Origin of the sequence: Veillonella sp. VA141 (genome assembly GCF_003992175.1) — a bacterium.
Classification (GTDB): domain Bacteria; phylum Bacillota; class Negativicutes; order Veillonellales; family Veillonellaceae; genus F0422.
Genome location: NZ_RQVM01000005.1, coordinates 74,936 through 94,553, shown reverse-complemented (window position 1 = coordinate 94,553; position 19,618 = coordinate 74,936). Strand labels below are relative to the sequence as shown.

Here is a 19,618-nt window from a genome sequence, read left to right as displayed (position 1 = left end):
CCTACGTGTAATTCTAATGAATACTTCATAGTAAAGACTTCGCACATAGGGTTAGAAAATACTTTTCATCACTTCTTGAATACTAGTCACCCCTTGTATGGAGATACCTTCTTGTATTCCTTTTAATTGTTTTACATTCCCAGCAGGAATCACAAATTGTTTAAATCCTAATTTCTTAGCTTCCGCAATTCGTTGTTCTATACGTGGAATACTACGAATATTACCTGTCAAGCCTACTTCGCCTAATATCACCATATCTGGAGGTACAGGCTTGTTTTTTAAGTTAGAAATTATGGCTACTGCCATGGCTAAGTCACAAGCCGGTTCATTAATTTTTAAGCCCCCAATAATAGTAACATACACATCTTTGTTACCTAAGGTAAAGCCACAGCGTTTTTCTAATACTGCTAGTAGTAAAATCAGCTTATTTAAATCATACCCAATAGCGGTTCTCCGTGGCATACCAAAGGCAGTGGATACCACTAAACTCTGCACTTCTACCAAGATAGGTCGTACTCCTTCTAAGTATGCCATTATGGCAGAACCCGTCTCTTCTTCTGAGCGCTCTGCTAATAGAGTAGCTGATGGGTTGAGGAGTTCACCTAACCCTTCTTCTTCCATGGTAAATAATCCTGATTCCGATGTAGATCCAAATCGATTTTTAATTCCTCGTAAAATACGAAATTGATAGGACCGTTCTCCTTCAAAATACAATACTACGTCTACCATATGCTCTAACATACGAGGTCCTGCGATAGTACCATCTTTGGTAACATGACCAATGATGATGACTGGAATGTCTTGATCTTTTGCAAAGCGTAACAATCTAGCTGTACATTCACGAACTTGACTGACACTTCCCGGTGCAGATTCTACAGAACCTACATACATAGTTTGGATAGAGTCAATAACAAGTAACATTGGTTGACTTCGTTTAGCTTCATTCAATATGGTATCTAAATTAGTTTCTGCTTGCACTAAGAGATTGGAAGAATTGATACCTAGTCGATGAGCTCTCAGCTTTAACTGCATATCTGATTCTTCTCCAGATGCATATAGGACTTTACCTGACTCTTCTGCAATACGACCAGACACTTGTAACAGTAAGGTAGACTTACCAATACCTGGGTCCCCACCTAGCAAGATTAACGCACCAGGTACAATACCCCCGCCAAGAACACGATCAATTTCTCCATATCCAGAAGTAATTCGGGCAATAGCACCTACCTCAATCTCTGTCAAAGCCTTGGGCTTGTTATCCTCATCTTCTACCGGTCGATAAGACGCTACATGCTTTGTTTTAACTTCCGGTTGCAGTTCTTCCTCCACCGCCGTATTCCAAGCACCACAAGCAGTACAACGACCAAACCATTTTGATGATTCATTTCCACACTCTGAGCAGAAAAAAACTGTTTTCTTTTTAGCCATATATACCCTTTCTTATAAAAATAATGCGCGTCACTGAAAAGAAACGCGCACTACTCTTCGGGCAACACCGTTTATTTCGTACCGAAAATACGATCTCCCGCATCACCAAGACCAGGTAAAATATATCCATGGTCATTTAATTTTTCATCTAATGCAGCTACATAGATGCGTACGTCAGGATGCGCTTTATTCACAACTTCTACACCTTCTGGGGCTGCTACTAGACACATTAATTGAATTTCTTTAGCACCTTTTTCTTTCAATAAAGAAATCGCTGCTGCTGCACTACCACCTGTAGCCAACATTGGATCTGTCACGATAATGCGACGATCAGCCAAATCAGATGGTAATTTGCAATAGTACTCTACTGGTTGCAATGTTTCTGGATCACGATACATACCTACATGACCTACTTTTGCCATTGGCATTAATTCCAACAAACCATTCACCATACCTAAACCAGCACGAAGGATAGGCACAATACCCAATTTTTTTCCTGCAATTTGTTTACCAATTGCTTTCACCAATGGGGTCTCTACTTCTACATCTTCTAATGGCAAATCACGTGTGATTTCATAACCCATTAACAAAGCGATTTCTTCTAATAATTGGCGGAAATCTTTTGTCCCAGTTTCTACGGATCGAATCAACGTTACTTTATGTTGAATCAAAGGATGTGTCATTACATTTACGTTCATCTTACTTACTTCCTTTTTATTAATTACGCATACATTGGATATTTTTCACAAAGTGCTGCTACACGTTGCTTAGCCTCTGCTAATACAGCAGTATCTTCTGGTTGTTTCAATACTAAAGAAATGATGCTTGCAATTTCTTTCATATCTTCTGCATGTAAACCTCTAGTTGTTAACGCTGGAGTGCCTAGGCGGATACCAGATGTAACAAATGGGCTTTCTGGATCAAATGGAATTGTATTTTTATTACATGTAATACCTACTTCATCTAGTACATGTTCAGCTACTTTACCAGTTAAGCCAACAGTACGTAGGTCTACTAATAATACATGCGTATCAGTACCACCAGATACGATAGTAAAACCTTCTTCTTGTAACGCATCAGCTAATGTTTGGGCATTCACAATGATTTGTTTTGCATATTCCTTAAATTCTGGTTGCAATGCTTCACCAAAAGCAACTGCTTTGGCAGCGATGACGTGCATCAATGGACCACCTTGAATACCAGGGAAGATAGATTTATCAATCGCTTTAGCATATTCTTCTTTGCACATAATCATACCACCACGTGGTCCACGCAATGTTTTATGTGTAGTGGTAGTTACAATATCAGCATATTCCACTGGATTTGGATGCAATCCTGCTGCCACTAAGCCAGCAAAGTGTGCCATATCCACCATGAAAATTGCGCCTACTTCATGGGCAATATCTGCCATGGTTTTGAAATCAATTTGACGGGAATAAGCACTGCCACCACCGATAATCATTTTAGGCTTATGCTCTTGCGCAATTTTACGCATTTCCTCATAATCAATGCGACCTGTTTCTGCATCTACGCCATAAGGAATAATATTAAAATACTTACCAGATACATTCACTGGAGATCCATGTGTTAAATGTCCACCATGGGATAAATTCATCCCCATAATAGTGTCGCCTGGCTCTAATAAGGCAAAGTACACGCCAAAGTTTGCTTGAGAGCCAGAATGAGGTTGTACATTCACATGTTCTGCGCCGAATAGTTGTTTCGCTCTTTCAATAGCCAACTCTTCTACCATGTCGACATATTCACATCCACCGTAATAGCGTTTATGTGGATATCCTTCTGCGTATTTATTTGTCAATACGCTACCTTGTGCTTCCATCACAGCTTGAGACACAAAGTTTTCCGATGCAATCATTTCTAATTTATTGCGTTGACGACCCAACTCTAATTCAATCATTTCTTGAACTTTAGGGTCTTGCTGTTTTACATAGCTCATGGTAACCTCCTGTGAAAGAAACATTTTAATCTATCTTTTATTATAGTAATAATCACAGCCTTTTGCAAGGTAAATTAGTGAATCACCTAACCGTGCTTAGAAGGCAGTACTCATCTGTATTCCTAGGACTCGATATGGCACTGTAAAACCGTTTGGCACTTGTAACGGGGTGGATAAGAATATATTATAGTTAGCACTTCCATAGTGTCCTTTCATACCAATCGCTCCGCCCCATAACGCTGTACCCAATATATCTTCCGTAGATTTTCCGTATACTTTACCATAATCTAAACCTACATACACTGTATGATTCTGATTTAATGATACATCTAAGGTGTTCCGTACATAGAACCCTCGTTCTGCGGCTAGATTTCTATCGCCGGTAAACCCACGCACCGTATACCATCCACCAATGGTAAAGAACTCACTACTGTAAAGATTACTATTCGTATACTGTCCTTTCGCTTCCATTGTATAGGTTGCTTTCCGGTTCCAAAGAGTCATTGTACGCTGATAGTTCACTTTCCCCGTATATATATGATATTGTGTAGTGGCTTCTCCTAAATGATCAGTAGGACCAGGGCTAGCCCACCAAGGAACACCCTTTTCATATTGCACTAACCAATCTAGACTTCCATTCTTGCTATATCGTTTTTGGTGTATTCCTATAGACCAAGACGTGGTATTTCTCCGTTGCACATCAATTTCACTACCATTGATAAAAGAATGCCTTGTCTTATGCGTAAGACCTTGCACTAATTCTGTAATCTGTTGACTATTCCTGTGCAATACGTGTTTCCATCGTAATTCACTGCTAGTAAAGTTACCGCTAGAAATAAAAGGTTTAATGGCATAGCCAACCCGTTGTTGATAGTCTGAATTAGAATGGCTAAGGGTAATGCTATCATTTCCAATAGGTAGTTGGTATGATACATAACTGGATTTACTTGTATTGATGCTATCTGAGTATCTAGATCTAGTTAAGCTATAGTACAAGGTATCACTACGGTCTAATGGTCTACCTACCGTGATGGACACATTCCCTTGAAAGCGTCCTGTTCCTTCATTACCGAAATTATCAAATCCTGTGGTGACCTCTACTTTAGACCTATTTTCTATCTGAAATACCACTATAGATGTACCTAACTTACTTCCCGGTTGTAACTGTACCGTAGCCTTCTGATGGGGCACTGTATTTAGATTATCTACCGTTTGTTCTATCTTCCTTATATTTAAGATATGCCCCTTATGAAAGGCTATTGCGTTTGTATAATTACCTGCCACGCCCTTAAATTGTATTTCTTCCACGGTTCCTACCAGCAAGGATAAGCGAAGTGTGCCACTTCCTATATTTTGAGGCTCCATATAGACCTTAGAGGTAACGTAACCTCTATCTAGTAATGCTGTATTAAGTTCCTGCAACAAGGTATTAATTGTTTCTACCCCATACGATTGATGTTCTTTCTTAGCCACCATGGTTTGCAGAAAACTAAACTCTGGTGGAACCTGTGAAAGTTCAATATGATGAATTAAAAATTCTGGTGCATAATTGGATAGTAGATTCACCTTTTCAGATACTTTCTCTTCTGTAATAACTGTGAAAGCTGGGGGTGTCTTTTGCTCTACATGAGATATAGAACGCTCCATCTGCTCTAGCAGTTTACCTTGCTCGTCTATAGTATTAGCATGAACACTATGAGAAAGCGCCCCTATACACAAACAAGCAAGGCCTGTAACTATTTTATGATTTGTCAATCCTAGACTCCTTCATATTAAAATTTGGCATACTCATTTTCTGGAACAATAGATGCTATCTTCTCTTCAGACAAGTTAGGACTCTTAATTCCTAATTTTTCATAAGACCAAAGGTCAAAGAGTTCATTGTCATAGGCTTGTTCTGCTAATACATCGTAACCAAAGTTATTGGAAATATGCATTTCTTCATCTAACATATAGGAGAACACCGTCCACGGTTCAAGATGGCAAGCAATAAATGCATTTCGCATGTAATTTGACCACAGTGCCAGTTGTTCCATTGTCGCATCATAAGTCGCCTTGGAAACCACTTTACGGTCTACCATATCCTCAAAAGTAAGGTATTCACCGTCCACAATGATATACCCTAGTTGACGACATACCGTTCCATCATTCTCTACATATAGATATACCCGATGATATGTACCTGGTAAGATAGAATACAAAATATCGTAACTATTTTGAAGATATTGTGGAATCAAATCATGAATATCTTCCCCTGTAAATTCTATAGCTGGATCTACACTAACCACTTCTTCTTCCTCCTCTTCAATAAACTGAGACATATCTATGTGCATAGTCCCTGTGATACATCCTTCATGGGGTGCTACTGCATGCGTAAGCAGTGGTTCCCCATCTGGGGAGAAATATCTTTTTTCCCAAGCTTCTACTAAAGCTAGCTCATCAGTAAAATTATCTTCTGTGACATTGTCATATACATAAGAGAGTTCACCGGTGGAAACGTCGAAAATGTAGTCAATAGATGTATACATTTTGCTGCAAATACGATGCAACTCATCAATTTCATCAATACTTCCTTTTAATGAGATAATTAACTCTTGATATGTACACATCTTATCATTAGATTGTATATTTCTAATTCGTGTCCAGTTATTATCTATAGTATTAATGTAAAGACTAAGTTTCCAATTTTCATGCAGCCTATCTAAATGAAAGTATAGTTTTTTAGTTTTACTAGGCAAATACCTATTGATATACATAATTTGTTTATAGAGCAAGTTCTCTAGCAAATCAGGTATTTTAAGAGTTTTTGTTCTACGCTGTAATATTCTTTTAGGTTGTAAACTGTACTTATCAATATACTTTTCTGCTTCTATTTCCTCCTCCCTTATAAATCCCTTTGTATTTCCTACCTCTACATATGACCATAAAATATACGGTGTATGTGGATATTCATAGTTACCATACAAATCTTCGCTATATGTATATCTAGAATCTCCATTTTTTCCAATCTCAATATTCAGTATATTAAGAGTGTGCACATTATCCTTATTCTTAAACTTATATACTTTGAGAAAATTATCCACTAACATATTAAAAAATGACCTATCTCCAATACGTTCAGAGGAAAAACAAAATAGCTCTCCCTCCATGATATATGTTCCATCCTCAAAAGTAATTATGTATCTTGGTGCTAAACTTGACCTCCAGCACTGTCCAAAAAAAACTAAACTTTCCCAATTATCTTGTAACAAAATATTTAATCTATCTTTTAGTAAGTCAGTCAACTTAATTGCTACTTCATCTTTCATTTCTTTTACAAACATATATTCATCCTCCATTAGGAAGAAACTGAATAACCTCAGGATTGTCATCTACTTTATATATAACATCAAATCCCGTTGGTCGCTTATTAACTTCTTCGTATTTAACATCAATTGTAACTTCTACTTTTTTACCTTCATTTAATCTTTTATACCAAACCCTTTCTAATTCTCTATATTCTACAGTGTTCACAATTTTATCCATCGCAACTAGATTATCTAACTCTCCTGATCCTCCAAAGATTTTAGCTATTAGATGCCCACCATGGTCACCTGGTAATCGGTCATCACCACCTGCTTTTAATTGATCCCCCTTATTTCTCACGCCATCTTCTAATCGCAATTCACCTTGGGCAGCCTTTATACGCCCTAATTCATCGGTTTGGTAATAATATCCTTTACTCTCATATACAATATTCTCTTTTAATTGTCTAGTTCCCACTCCTGATTTATATTGTTCACCATTTCGATAAATATCTGGACTATCAGCTAAGCTTGTTGTGTTCGTAGTAGAGCTTGCTGTTTCAGTAGTAGATTGTTTAGGGGATACTCATAGATTTCTATATAACATCTAGGTTTTAACTATTATTTAGAAGTATTGTTTATTTTCCATTCCTCTTCATATATTCTTTAATTAAGGAATCATTTAATTCACGGAGTCCTTGTGCTACTTTTTTTCCATCTTTATAGTATAAATGAGATTTTTCTATAGGCAATAAATATTCTTCAATATTATTCAATTTCTTAAATAACAAATAAAAAGTATTTAGATCTTCATCATCCATATCTTCAAAACTTCTTAAAAGAGTAATATCATCTAAATACCCATATCTTAATTCCTCTATACTAGAATAAAATGTGCCTCTTCCTTCTACATTAGCAATATAATTTTTTTCATATTCCACATTTAAGACTTTAATGATATGTATACCTACCCCTAATTTTATCTTTGTATATCCTGATAATCCATAAGTATATAAATAATCATCTTTTACAACATATCTATATATATTATTTTCTATAGTAAGATTATTAAAATAATCTCTTAATTCATAGAAATAGTTTATTTCATATCGAAAAAATGTTTTTGTATCCATATACCGATGAATATTTATATAAAGATACAGTGGAGCAATTATAGCTATAATTATTAAAATCCAAGCATATACCTTTCGCATTTCTAATTACCATCTAAAAATAACTTGCCTAATATTAAATGTTACATCATACGTCGTTTTATAGGCAAAAATTTTTTTCCTTTTTGACTGTTGTAGAATATATGCATCTTTAAGAAATGCAAATTTAGACTCCTTCTTATCATGATCCCAATTATCTACAATAGCAATGTTTGCATGTATTTTATCTCCTTCAATTTGATACGATACTATTGAGATTGCCCTTCCATATGCTAAAGCATTATCTAAATTATCTAAATAAAATGACCTAGAGTCATTATAGGTAGGCATAGTCACCTTAGAAAAAGCTGTATTAATCCATGCATGATGGAGTATATCCAAATTTAATTCATCATTTTTAGATAACGTTTTGTTAACTATTGATTTGTTATTTAAAACATACACACGAAAATCTGGCTTAATCTCTTCAACATGATCTATAATATCTTGATAATTTTCAGGCTCCATAAATAATCCTAATAGCTCCGTTGCTTGCGGAAATATATTTGCCTTTTTATTCCATCGGTATGTGTTCCACAAGTCATTTTCTGCTCGATTTATGGTCTTTTCATCATATGGATTGCCTTCCTCTTCCATAGCTTCATATTGTGTTTTAAATGCTGTAACTATAACATCATATTCATTCTTACGTGTGTCTGTTGCATGTTTATCTAACAAAAATTCATTCCACTTAATCCCATAATGACTGATGCTTCCACCTAGTTCTCCCGTGCCTCCAGCAAGTTTATCTGTTGCATATCCCAAGGCATAAGCTAGCCATTGTGCTTTTGCTGGATCATGATTAGACGACTCTAGTATAGCTGGTGCTAGGAGTTCAGATAGTCCACCTGTTGCAGTGCCTACACGTGTATTACCATTCACCATATTAGCACTTATATTACCTACTATGGCATGTAATGCCACTTTTTCTGATGAGCCTTCCTTCCAACCGGCCATATCAGAGATATGATGAATCGCTTCATTGGCATATTTGTTAAATAATTTAGTTAGTTCTTGTCGTTCTTGTATGTCTTGTTTATTGAAAATAGTATCCAATGCTTGAAGGCTGTGATTAATGTCTCTATTAATTTGACTTACATCCACCTTAGGATTCTCTACATCAATCGTTCCAGGTGCAATAGCAGATCTAGTCACACTGTGTACTTCTTTTCTTTCACCTGGCAACATATTAGGTAATAGACCTACTTGATTATGCAAGCTATTGACATACTTGAGGTAGCTTGTATACTCCTTATCTTGATTCAACTGTTGTAAACGTTGTATCTTAGCTGGAATGCTAAGATTTTTATCTGTGACTATAGCATTCTTTCTATCTTTAATATGTTGCAAAGACTTCCTGTATTGTACGTCAGATAGATATGACACTCCCTTAGACCCATAGGTATACTTCGCCCTATTCTCCATATCCTTCATAACTAACTGTTTTGTTTTCAGTGTATTCGTATCTGTTTTACTAGATAACAGAGCTCCTTCTAATGTGGTCGTGTTGCCTACAGATATGTTGAATCCTGTATGTCCTGCATAGAGTCCAGACTGGTGGATTACAGAGGTGTATTTGCTATCTATATCCGTCCGTTGCAAAGAACTTTGTAACGATTTGAATGCACCTTTCTTGGATAGGTTAAGCCCCATGCCACCAGACGTAGTATGGTCTGTATAGTCATGTATGTCTTGTACCGAGTGAATCTCTAGATTTCCACCCACATTTGCCTCAATAGCCTCTCCTTTAAGAACACCATCCTTGATGTTCAAATCCTGTTTTGTACTTACTCCGAGGGTATTCGTTGCAGTTATCTTCGTAGGATCATGAACTATGTCTGTACCTGCTATACTACCTTTACTACCACTGGCATTAACGGATATATCGGAGAATCGATGTTGTAATACATCATAGGAAATACCTAGAGAACCTTGCTTCTGTTTCACATTCTGTGTCATCTTAGAGGTTGTTTCTTTGCCCTTCACATAGATACTATTTGCCGACTCTAAGGTAATGTCCTTGCCTTGTACATCGCTTCCTTCTATGCGGATATCATTCTTCTTAGTGGTAACACGAATATGTCCATCGGATACAACGGTCGATCCTTTTGCTATCTTACTATCTACATTCGTAGAAGCTTCGCTTCGTTCTGTGCCTAAAGATAGATTGAGGTGTAAACTCTTGGCTTGGTCTTTCAGTTTAGATTTTTCTATAGATGTCTTAGCATCGTCATAGGTTTTGTAGGCTAATAAGGCTTGCAATCGTTCGTCTTTTACAGAGTTTGCTCGTGTGAGTGTACCTACTGCATTGGTTGTGGTATCTACTAAGCGATTCGACAAAGAGAGAGTAAGCCCACTTTTAGAAAATCTATGTGTTTCTCCTGTATGGGATGTGGTATAACCATTACGGATTGTCACACCAGATCCTTGAACCTGAATATCTCCTTTAGATGTTACATCACTAGCTTCTATTTGTGCCGTGCCTATAGCACCTAAGGTGACAGAACCAAAGCGACTTCCAATCACACTGCCTTTGGCTACACTGCTCTTAACATCATAGGTATCTGCTTGTTTTTGTGTACCAATGGTAAGGCTAAGACCTCCATTACCAAAAATACCAGATTTATGTACTTCCTCACGATGAGTGGCACCAGATTCTTCCTGTGCTGATGTAATTGTCAAATTACCTTCACTCGTAACCATAACATCTGCATCCCCCACTATATGGCTGGCTTTAACTAGTACGTCTTGCTTACCATCTACCTTAATAGTACCGCTGGAAATCGTAGAGCCCACTACCGTATCTGTACGTCTATGGTCATAGGTATCCCTTGTAGTAGATGACAAGAACCCTCTATCTTTTTGATGTACTTCAGATAGTGTTTCATGGTGCTCAGTACCATGTTCAATAGAGACTCGACCAGCTTGTACGTCTACAAGCCCCGTTTTACTATGTATGGTGCTTGCTTTCATGGATACATTGTTATCCATACGCACCTTAACACCAGCTTCTCCTTCAATGGTCGCTCCTAAATTCTGTTCATCTATGACCATCTTACGGTTGAAATAGTCACTACCTCTAGCACCCACAGCTACATCCGACAAAGTTCTATCTGTTACATTCGTAAGGGTTAGAGAGTTCCCTGTAAGGTCCACTGTGTGTCCTATCATGCGAGAGCCTTGTAACGTGATTTGTCCCCCTTGCACTTGTACCGTATGTCCTTGTACGGTACTGCCTAGGTACTTAGTGGACTCTAGGGTCACTCCATTACCTATGTAGCGATTTTGTAAGGCACGAGCAGAGACTTGTATATCTTTCCCTACTAGACTCACCGTACTACCACCTTGTATAGTAGCCCCTACAGAGTGTATGGTATCTCCTTGGATATGGATACCGCCATCACTAGTGATACTTGCTGTGCCATGTGCTGTATCTTGTTGACTTCCCAATAAATTATTAGTCGTTACCTGCGTTTCATTACGGATATCCTTTCCTTCTATGTGAACACCATCTTTACCATGTATACGACCCGAAATATTTTCTAACATATCTGTTCGTATAGACACTAGATTACCATTCATAGACCCACTGAGGTTTCGTACATGATTTCCTGTAATGGATAGAGAATCCTTTGCTTGTATGCTGCCTGTATTATCTACTTTTTGGCTTATTACCTGCACATCTTTACCTAAGACGATACTACCATCTTTGCGCAAATCTCCCGGTTGTAACATGCTGTTAGGTATCCCTGAAAGTAAAGACTGATCATGACCTGTATATTTCATAAGGGTATGACCACTTTGACGGAGTTCTTCTTTCGCTATTTCTTGATCTTCATATCCATTGCGCAATCGATTGTACACTCGTTCTGGGTCTGCTTGTAATCTAGCAACCATATAGTCACTAGACAAAAATTGCTTTTTATCTGTATATAAGGGATTCTCTTCTACCTTAGCTACAGCAAGAGGGTCCGTCGTCATGTAGAGTTGTTTTGATGGTTCCAACACGGGGGTCACTAATTTGGAAACATCTGTAGGTGCCACCGCAGTTTCAACTTTTTTATCTCGTATGGCATAAGTTGTTCCATCTGCCTCAAGTGTTGTATTGGTAAATGCATTAGACTGGATGCTCGTAGTTCCGTGACTGCCTAATACGGCAATACGTTCACTGGATGGACTACTTTCAGCATCAAAGATTGTATGATGTTCATAGGGAATATCTGTATGTCCATAGACCCACTTTTTACGTTTCCACCAACGCTTTTTCTGTTTATATTTCCAATAATGTCTATCGCGGCCTATATCATCATAATGAACTGTCCCTTGGTATCCTGTGTTGGTAATGGAATCTGCCGTAACTTGTAAGCCATCCTTCGCCATAATCTGGCTGTATGTATTTTGAACAGTTTGCCCCGTAATATGGATGGTGCCATCGCTAAGTATTCTAGATGTAGCGGTTTCTTCTTCTATGGTTCCTATATGAATCGTTCTATGGTATTTTCTATCTGCCTCATAATAGTTAGGCTGGTCTAGATGCGGTATGCCCTCATACTTATCTTCTTCTGAAATGGTCCACCCAGTCTTAAACACATCCTTATGATTCTGTATCTTAGGGGCTGATATAGTAAGATCACCTTTGACAATGACATCAGAGGACCTATTTTCAAAGCTCTCTTTTCCCAGTACATAGGCGTTACCTTTTATATACATATCTGAACCAAAATAGGAACCCTTGCTGTTGATATTCCGAATGTGGCGCCCTTGCACACGCAAATTACCTAACACATGCCACAACCCATCTGTATTCGTCACATCTTCTTTCATATCTATCTCTGCATCGTTTTTTGCAAAGAGAATGCCTTTTGTATTAGCAAAAGTATTCCCTTGTATCTGCAAGGTATCCTTCGCAATGATTGCCCCTGTATTTGTATTTTCTAAGGCGTTCACACCTAAGCGTATCGTACCATGACTAACTACATGAGATGCATCATTTTGTAGCGCATCTCCCGTGATATGTAAACTGCCACCAGCTTCTAATACAGAGGAATTGCTATTACGAATATGGTTTGCTGAGATATGTACACTCTGATTCGCCTTCATAATACCCTTATCTTGTACAAGCTCGTTTCCAGTAAATTGGAGCGCGTCTTTACTTTCCACAAAACCTGCATTGTGCATTGTTTTGGCAGATATATGCATAGTATCTGCTGCTATATTCCCTGTATTCTCTAAGGTATCTGTGTCAATACGAAGGTGACGACCCCATAGTTCACTGTGGCGGTTACGTAGATGGTCACTGATAAACGTACTATCTACTTGTTGTCCCCCATAGCCCTTTCCTACTATGTCTATGTAAGATTTTCCTTGTAAGGTCATGTGAGTGCCATTAATTACACCAAATCCGTTGACGGTCATACCATTGGGGTTCACGATGACCACATCCGCTGGATTCCCTGCCACTTCTATATATCCCTTCAACGTAGATGGGTTCGTAGAAGTGACCTCATTGATGATAGTTTTAGCCCCATTCCCAGATAAGAACATATTTTTATCTATGTAACCAGCTAACTGAGTTTTTGTATATTTCGTAGCATTATTAAGAATAAGACCTCGGTCTTTCACATTAAACTGTGTATATGCATTGTGAGAAACACCGTTTCCATCAACACCGGTAATGTGTAGGATATCTATGCCATTCCTCGTCGTATCTAGAATCGGTTGACGATTCTTGGGGGCATTCACATCTACAGTAATGGGTAACTCTTCTTGTGTATCCTCTACGACAACCTTGCTAGGTATATGAGGGATAGGTTGTATAGTAGGCGTATGTAAAGGATTCTCTAGTGTTGGTTTTGGAATATCTACAGGCGTTTCAGGCGTAGGTATTTGCGATTCTATATGCAGTTTATCTTTTGATACTACTTGTATATGGTTTCGATCTACTTCTACCTGTTTCCCACGTACAGTGATCTCCCCAGACTGAGAGCGTATGCCGCCTTGATACACAATAGAGTCAGTACCTTGAATCGTTATATTCTCCGTACTGGAAATCACTCCCTGTCCACGAAGATTGGTCACATTCGCCTCAATCTGTTTTCCTTGAAGATTCCCATCGTTGGTAAGTGTACCGCTTTGTACTGTCACTGTTTCATCACCCACAAGGGTGCCACGATTATGGAAGTCTTGGCTACGAATCACTACTTCTTTGGCACTGTGAATACTTGTAGGCTCTTGCTGTGAACCACCTTGTTCAATGGTGAGATTTCCCGCTGTATCAATATGTAGGTTCCCCGCTATGGCATCGATAGAGCCACTGATATTAACACCTAATCCAGATTCTGTACCGATTAAAGAAATGGTATTTCCATACATGCCACCAAGAGCACCTACATCTAAGGCAACCCCTGTAGGTGTACTTTCCCCAGATTTCATGGCTGTTACAGTTCCATCCGCATAGTTCACTGTGTTACGTCCTGTGACAGCACGAATAGAATCTTGTGCCACCACATCTGCATTGATACGTATCGTCTTTGCTAATAGGTCTACCTTTGAAATAGGGGTATATGAGTTAGCTCCACTTTGTTCTGTAGGTGCATTGATGGTCCCTGTTACCTCAATGTTTCCTTTCTCAATAACAAAGTTTTCTAACCGACCATCTACCATGTGTGGGACACCTGTAGTAAGCGTAGCTTTTGGGGTGTTAATAAAATGAACTCCTTTAATAGAAATCCCGTTAGGATTAGCAATGACCACATCTGCTGGCTGTCCTACTACTTCAAAAGTTCCTGCTAACTGTGATGTAGAAGTCCCTACTACTTCGTTGACAATAAGGCTCGCAGACTCTCGTAAGTTAGGGTTTGCATTTACAGGACCAATCTGAGTGCTAACTGTAGGTGTAGTGGCGTTGTTAAAGATAGCCCCCGTATCTGTAGAAAAGGACTCATACCGATTATGGGATACACCATGTACTGGATTGGCAATCTGTAAAACGGGGACAGACTGACTATTGTCCACCATGACCTCTTGACTGACAATACCCTGCGCCGCATAGGTCCCTAATTGCAAAGACAACGTAATCCATAACGTTAAGAGTTCTTTTCTTTCTTTTTTCATATCAATACCCCTATTATATAACGACCATATCCCAAAAACCTGATATGTTCTATGCTTTCATCATATCATACATAAAAGGATTTTTGGAATAGTGAATGCGTATATATGGTATTTTGCCTTTCTTATTTACTGAATTACCCTAGCGGTCACTAAAATATATAATTCTACTTCATCTTTTGTTTTACGACTATGTTGAAATAGTTTCCCAATCAAAGGAATATCTCCCAAAATAGGTACTTTTTGCCATTGTCGCACGGTACGTCGATCCATCAATCCACCAATGACCAATGTTTCTCCATCAGGTATGCGCACTCTTGTTTTCGCTTGCCTTGTGGTAATGCGATAAGCTTTCATTTCAGGGACCAAAGTAGGGTTACTCACTTCAGCTTCCACAATAGTATCAATGTGATTCCCCTGTAATACATAAGGTTTGCATAATAACCGAATACCCGCCTCTTCATAGCGAATACTGGTTCTCGTGACACCATTTTGAATAGATTCTACTGTCACCGGCACGCGTTCACCAATAAGTATGCTTGCTTCCTCTCCATTAAGAGCTACAATACTAGGTCTTGCAATCAATGCCATACGACTACTTCCTTCTTTAGCAGATACTGTAGGGTGCGCTAAAAACGAATACGATGTGCCCTTAGGAATATGACCGATATGAACATTTCCTTCCACACCTGATTCAGATTTTCCATGCATGGAAAGCCCTGAACTTTGTAATCCAGGAAATGACCATTGTATCCCTAGTTCTTTAGCATAGCCTTTTTCCATTGCCAATACCGCCACATCTAACTGTACTTGTTTTGGCATAGCATGCCAAGATCGTAGTAATTTTTCTACTTCTAAAATTTCATGAACCGTTCCATAATAAATCACTTCATTCGTGCTTGGCATCACTTGTACATGTTCTTTAGGTACTACAGACAGAATCAGATTGCTCAATTCCTCAGGCGTTCCTATCTCCGCTACGATTCGACGCACATGTCGACGTTCTTTTTCTTCATGGCGCCCCTCTACAATGAAGGTACCACCTTCTTCATAGACTAAAAAACCTAACTGTGATCCCAACTTAGTAATGGCCTCTTGTCCTGAATTTTCTTGTACTTCTAAAGTAACCTTCCCCTCTAATGTATCTAATCCTACTACTGAAAGTTTCTCCGTCCTAGCTATGGTTTGCACCAATGTTCGTAAAGGCATATCTTTAGCCATAATATGTACTGCCTCTGCAGGGAAAATTCCTAAAACTATCATTATCACCGCATAGGCTATTCCCCAGCGATAGATAGCTTGATGGATATGGATTGCTACATTCCTTTTAAAATAATTTACTGTTTTAATCCACATATGTATCTCCTTCCTTTATGTTTCTACTTCTTACTCAACATATTTTTTACCCTTCCTTTATTCTATCCATTGAACAGAACTGTTTACTTGAACTTGTACCTTTGTATCACGAATCGTATGCACCTGTACCTCATCAACTACATCTCCTTCATACACAGTATGAGTATTTCCATTAATATCTAACACAGCTACAGGTACCTCTCCTTGTATAATGCCCAACAGTTGTACTTGCATCTCTTTTACATGTCCTACCTCATGTCTCGCATGCGTGTTTCTACCAATATCGTTGCTATAGGCATGTACAGCGTATCCTTCCATACTATTTTTATTACCTTTTCCTTTCCTGTTCATATTGTCCATGTTACTTCTATCTGCACTTAGTACCGCTGTTGGAGTAACTACAGACAATTCCTTTGAAAAAGTATCTAGTAAAGGATAGGGTCGTACTACATTCCGTATTGGAAAGACAAGTTTCCCCTTATCTGTCTCTCCTTCTAGAGATTCGCTCTTTTTTTCATGTTTCTTCCCCCTATATTTTTTCTCACCTTTTTCAGATGTATGAGTGACTGTTACTGAAGAATCTTCAAATTTCTCTTTTTTATTTTTTCCTAATGCATCATTTTCACGATGTGACTGTATAGGACTTTCTAATTGTTCAACCTCCGACCAAACAGACTCTCTCCAACCTAGATAGCAAATGAGGCACAATAAAACGGTCGCCCCGAAAACGAGACGACCGTGTGTACTTATATACTTCATTATGCAATTGTAGAGGTCTTGTGTAGATGATACTTTCATCATGCCCTCCTATATACGATTAATATCCTTTAGGATGTAATTGATGCCAATTCCAAGCATCACGAATCACTTCTTGTACTGTACTGTGAACTGGTTTCCAGCCTAATTTTGCATGAATCTTTTCTGAAGATGCAATTAATGTACCTGGATCCCCAGCACGACGTTCACCGTAATCAACACGGAAATCGACACCTGTTACTTCTTTAGTAGCCGCTACAATTTCATTTACACTAAAACCATTACCTGAACCTAAGTTAAATACGTCTGATTCTCCACCATTATACAGATATTCCATAGCTAGAATATGAGCAGAAGCTAAATCATTTACATGTACATAGTCACGTACACAAGTACCATCCGCAGTATCATAATCTGTACCAAATACAGTGATGGATTCACGCTTACCTAAAGCTGCATCAATAATAAGTGGAATTAGATGTGTTTCTGGTGTATGATCTTCACCAATTTCACCAGATGGATCAGCACCTGCTGCATTAAAATAACGTAGTGCTACAAATTTAAATCCATAAATTTTGCTATAGTCACGTAGCATATCTTCAATCATCAATTTTGTGCGACCATACACATTGGTTGGACTCCATTTCGCATCTTCCGTAATAGGTACTACTTCTGGTTCACCATAGACAGCCGCTGTAGAGGAAAATACCAAACGATTTACACCATGTTTACGAGCAGTTTCTACTAAACGATAGGACCCTACTACATTATTTTCATAATAGATAGATGGATTTACCATGGATTCACCAACTTGGGAATGAGCTGCAAAGTGCATAATGCCATCAATTTTATACGTATCTAGAACCTCACCTAATGCAGGGTCTGTAATATCCATTTCATAGAACGGTACTCCTGCAGGAATCGACTCCTTATGACCTCGAGATAAATTATCTACAATCACCACTTGATGACCTGCTCCTAATAAGGCACGTACTGTATGGCTACCAATGTACCCTGCGCCACCTGTCACTAAAATATTCATTCTTACTTCTCCTATGCTTTTGAAAGTTTAGGTCCTAATAATTTTTTATACACTTCTACGCCTGGTTGATTGAAAGCATCCACCCCTGCCAATTGTCCTTCAAAGTAGATGGCCCAGCACATAGTAAACATCAATTCTCCCAAGTGGAAGGCATTCATGGTTGGAACTTGGTAGGTCCCATTAAATCGTCCATCACTGGCTAAGGACTCTGCATTAGATGCCAAGGCCGCACGATTGATAAATCCTAAGTCAAGACCGGCTAAAGCTTCTAGTTTACTATATTGGTCATACATATGTGGCACTGTTAGATTCACATGCCAATTTTCTACATCTACAAAAGATACAACTTTATCATAGCGACCTTCTTGATGTTCCTGTGTTTGGGCATGCATGTCTGTAGTACCTACCGCTACAATTGGAGTACGACCATAGTGTCCAGATTTATCATCTTTTTCTTTACCTAAGGATTCCGCTAATAATTGTACATACCATTCAGATAAGGATTTCAAACGATCTGCATAAGGCATAAATACTTCAATATGACGACCATATTGTTCAGAGCCAATATATTTTAACACAGCACTTAACAAGGCTGGATTCTTCCAGACATCTTGTTCTTTAGCTGCTATATCTGCTGCTTTAGCCCCCTCTAAATAATCATGAATGTCAAATCCTAATAAAGCACCGATTACCAACCCTACTTCTGAGAACACAGAGAAACGACCACCAATGCCATCAGGTACAGCGAAGATGGAGTCTCCCCAACCTTCTGCAACAGCTAACTTATGTAACAACGTTTCTTTGTCATCATCTCTTGGATCTGTCACTACTAGCACTTCATAATTAATCATTGCTACTTCTAGAGCTTCTTTCACAATCATGAAATTTGTCATTGGTTCAATAGTAGAACCAGATTTAGAAATTAGCACCAATAGCACTTTATACTCATTAGGTACATGGGCATGGTCTTCTAAAAATTGTTGCTCTTTCCATTCTCTTTGTAATTGCTTGATTAATTCTTGGGTACGTACAGGGTCAACATTATTACCACTGAAATACATACGTGGGCGGTAATTACGTTCTTCATCACTCATGGAGTTCCAAAACTCCCCACAATGTACGTCAAATAATACTTTTCCACCTAGGAAAGAACCACCAATACCAAAGCTGACTACAGTACTAACCTTCTTTTCTTTCAAAGCATCAAGGCGAGCCATCACTGTTGGGTTGTTAATATGGCCTTCCACTACATACGGCAATTGTGGAAAAAGTACTAATTCAGGCTCTCCATCTTTGGATAGATGGCCTTTTACAACACCATGATGACGAGTTTCTTCCGCTGCTGCTAAGGCATCAGAAATCGCAGTGCCTAAGTTTGTTACATCTGCTTCCGTCACCCCACCAGGTAACATCATATTTGTATAATCATAAACAAAACCAGAGTCTAATTGAATCCGTTTCATAGTTTCCTCCT

General features: G+C 38.5%; 12 protein-coding genes. All 12 read right to left on the bottom strand.

Annotation, left to right across the window (positions count from 1 at the left end; genetic code table 11):
- Nucleotides 1-51: 51 nt before the first annotated feature.
- Nucleotides 52-1,428 carry a DNA repair protein RadA gene (gene radA, locus EO112_RS06465; RefSeq protein ID WP_127163493.1) on the bottom strand — a complete coding sequence of 459 codons (1,377 nt, stop codon included), beginning with the start codon at nucleotides 1,426-1,428 and terminating at the stop codon, nucleotides 52-54.
- A gap of 71 nt (nucleotides 1,429-1,499) precedes the next feature.
- Nucleotides 1,500-2,126, bottom strand: coding sequence for a uracil phosphoribosyltransferase (gene upp / locus EO112_RS06460; protein WP_062402476.1), 627 nt, complete (start codon nucleotides 2,124-2,126; stop codon nucleotides 1,500-1,502).
- A 23-nt stretch (nucleotides 2,127-2,149) separates the two neighbouring features.
- On the bottom strand, nucleotides 2,150-3,385 hold the full coding sequence (glyA, locus tag EO112_RS06455) for a serine hydroxymethyltransferase (RefSeq protein WP_062402473.1): 1,236 nt from the start codon (nucleotides 3,383-3,385) through the stop codon (nucleotides 2,150-2,152).
- Between the two features lie 96 nt (nucleotides 3,386-3,481).
- Entirely contained in the window at nucleotides 3,482-5,140 is a 1,659-nt protein-coding gene (locus tag EO112_RS06450; protein WP_127163491.1) for a ShlB/FhaC/HecB family hemolysin secretion/activation protein, read from the bottom strand.
- A gap of 17 nt (nucleotides 5,141-5,157) precedes the next feature.
- On the bottom strand, nucleotides 5,158-6,708 hold the full coding sequence (locus tag EO112_RS06445) for an immunity protein YezG family protein (RefSeq protein WP_164723960.1): 1,551 nt from the start codon (nucleotides 6,706-6,708) through the stop codon (nucleotides 5,158-5,160).
- Nucleotides 6,709-6,712: 4 nt separating this feature from the next.
- Nucleotides 6,713-7,147: a DNA/RNA non-specific endonuclease gene (locus EO112_RS06440; protein WP_164723959.1), complete on the bottom strand. Its 435-nt coding sequence runs from the start codon at nucleotides 7,145-7,147 to the stop codon at nucleotides 6,713-6,715.
- A gap of 160 nt (nucleotides 7,148-7,307) precedes the next feature.
- Nucleotides 7,308-7,883 (bottom strand): hypothetical protein, encoded by a 576-nt coding sequence (locus EO112_RS06435; RefSeq protein WP_164723958.1) that lies wholly within the window; start codon nucleotides 7,881-7,883, stop codon nucleotides 7,308-7,310.
- 6 nt (nucleotides 7,884-7,889) lie between these two features.
- Entirely contained in the window at nucleotides 7,890-14,993 is a 7,104-nt protein-coding gene (locus EO112_RS06430; protein ID WP_127163483.1) for a filamentous hemagglutinin N-terminal domain-containing protein, read from the bottom strand.
- 126 nt (nucleotides 14,994-15,119) lie between these two features.
- Entirely contained in the window at nucleotides 15,120-16,346 is a 1,227-nt protein-coding gene (locus tag EO112_RS06425; protein ID WP_127163481.1) for a type II secretion system protein GspD, read from the bottom strand.
- 57 nt (nucleotides 16,347-16,403) lie between these two features.
- Nucleotides 16,404-17,144, bottom strand: coding sequence for a hypothetical protein (locus EO112_RS06420; RefSeq protein ID WP_164723957.1), 741 nt, complete (start codon nucleotides 17,142-17,144; stop codon nucleotides 16,404-16,406).
- Nucleotides 17,145-17,163: 19 nt separating this feature from the next.
- Entirely contained in the window at nucleotides 17,164-18,144 is a 981-nt protein-coding gene (gene galE, locus EO112_RS06415; RefSeq protein WP_126940741.1) for a UDP-glucose 4-epimerase GalE, read from the bottom strand.
- A gap of 11 nt (nucleotides 18,145-18,155) precedes the next feature.
- Complete coding sequence (locus tag EO112_RS06410) at nucleotides 18,156-19,607, bottom strand: glucose-6-phosphate isomerase (protein ID WP_126940742.1); 1,452 nt, start codon at nucleotides 19,605-19,607, stop codon at nucleotides 18,156-18,158.
- Between the last annotated feature and the right edge of the window lie 11 nt (nucleotides 19,608-19,618).

What these genes read in the sequence shown, in the direction of transcription:
- radA (WP_127163493.1), bottom strand. Translation starts at nt 1,428, where the DNA reads ATGGCTAAAAAGAAAACAGTTTTTTTCTGCTCAGAGTGTGGAAATGAA.
- upp (WP_062402476.1), bottom strand. Translation starts at nt 2,126, where the DNA reads ATGAACGTAAATGTAATGACACATCCTTTGATTCAACATAAAGTAACG.
- glyA (WP_062402473.1), bottom strand. Translation starts at nt 3,385, where the DNA reads ATGAGCTATGTAAAACAGCAAGACCCTAAAGTTCAAGAAATGATTGAA.
- EO112_RS06445 (WP_164723960.1), bottom strand. Translation starts at nt 6,708, where the DNA reads ATGTTTGTAAAAGAAATGAAAGATGAAGTAGCAATTAAGTTGACTGAC.
- EO112_RS06435 (WP_164723958.1), bottom strand. Translation starts at nt 7,883, where the DNA reads ATGCGAAAGGTATATGCTTGGATTTTAATAATTATAGCTATAATTGCT.
- EO112_RS06430 (WP_127163483.1), bottom strand. Translation starts at nt 14,993, where the DNA reads ATGAAAAAAGAAAGAAAAGAACTCTTAACGTTATGGATTACGTTGTCT.
- EO112_RS06425 (WP_127163481.1), bottom strand. Translation starts at nt 16,346, where the DNA reads ATGTGGATTAAAACAGTAAATTATTTTAAAAGGAATGTAGCAATCCAT.
- EO112_RS06420 (WP_164723957.1), bottom strand. Translation starts at nt 17,144, where the DNA reads ATGAAAGTATCATCTACACAAGACCTCTACAATTGCATAATGAAGTAT.
- galE (WP_126940741.1), bottom strand. Translation starts at nt 18,144, where the DNA reads ATGAATATTTTAGTGACAGGTGGCGCAGGGTACATTGGTAGCCATACA.
- EO112_RS06410 (WP_126940742.1), bottom strand. Translation starts at nt 19,607, where the DNA reads ATGAAACGGATTCAATTAGACTCTGGTTTTGTTTATGATTATACAAAT.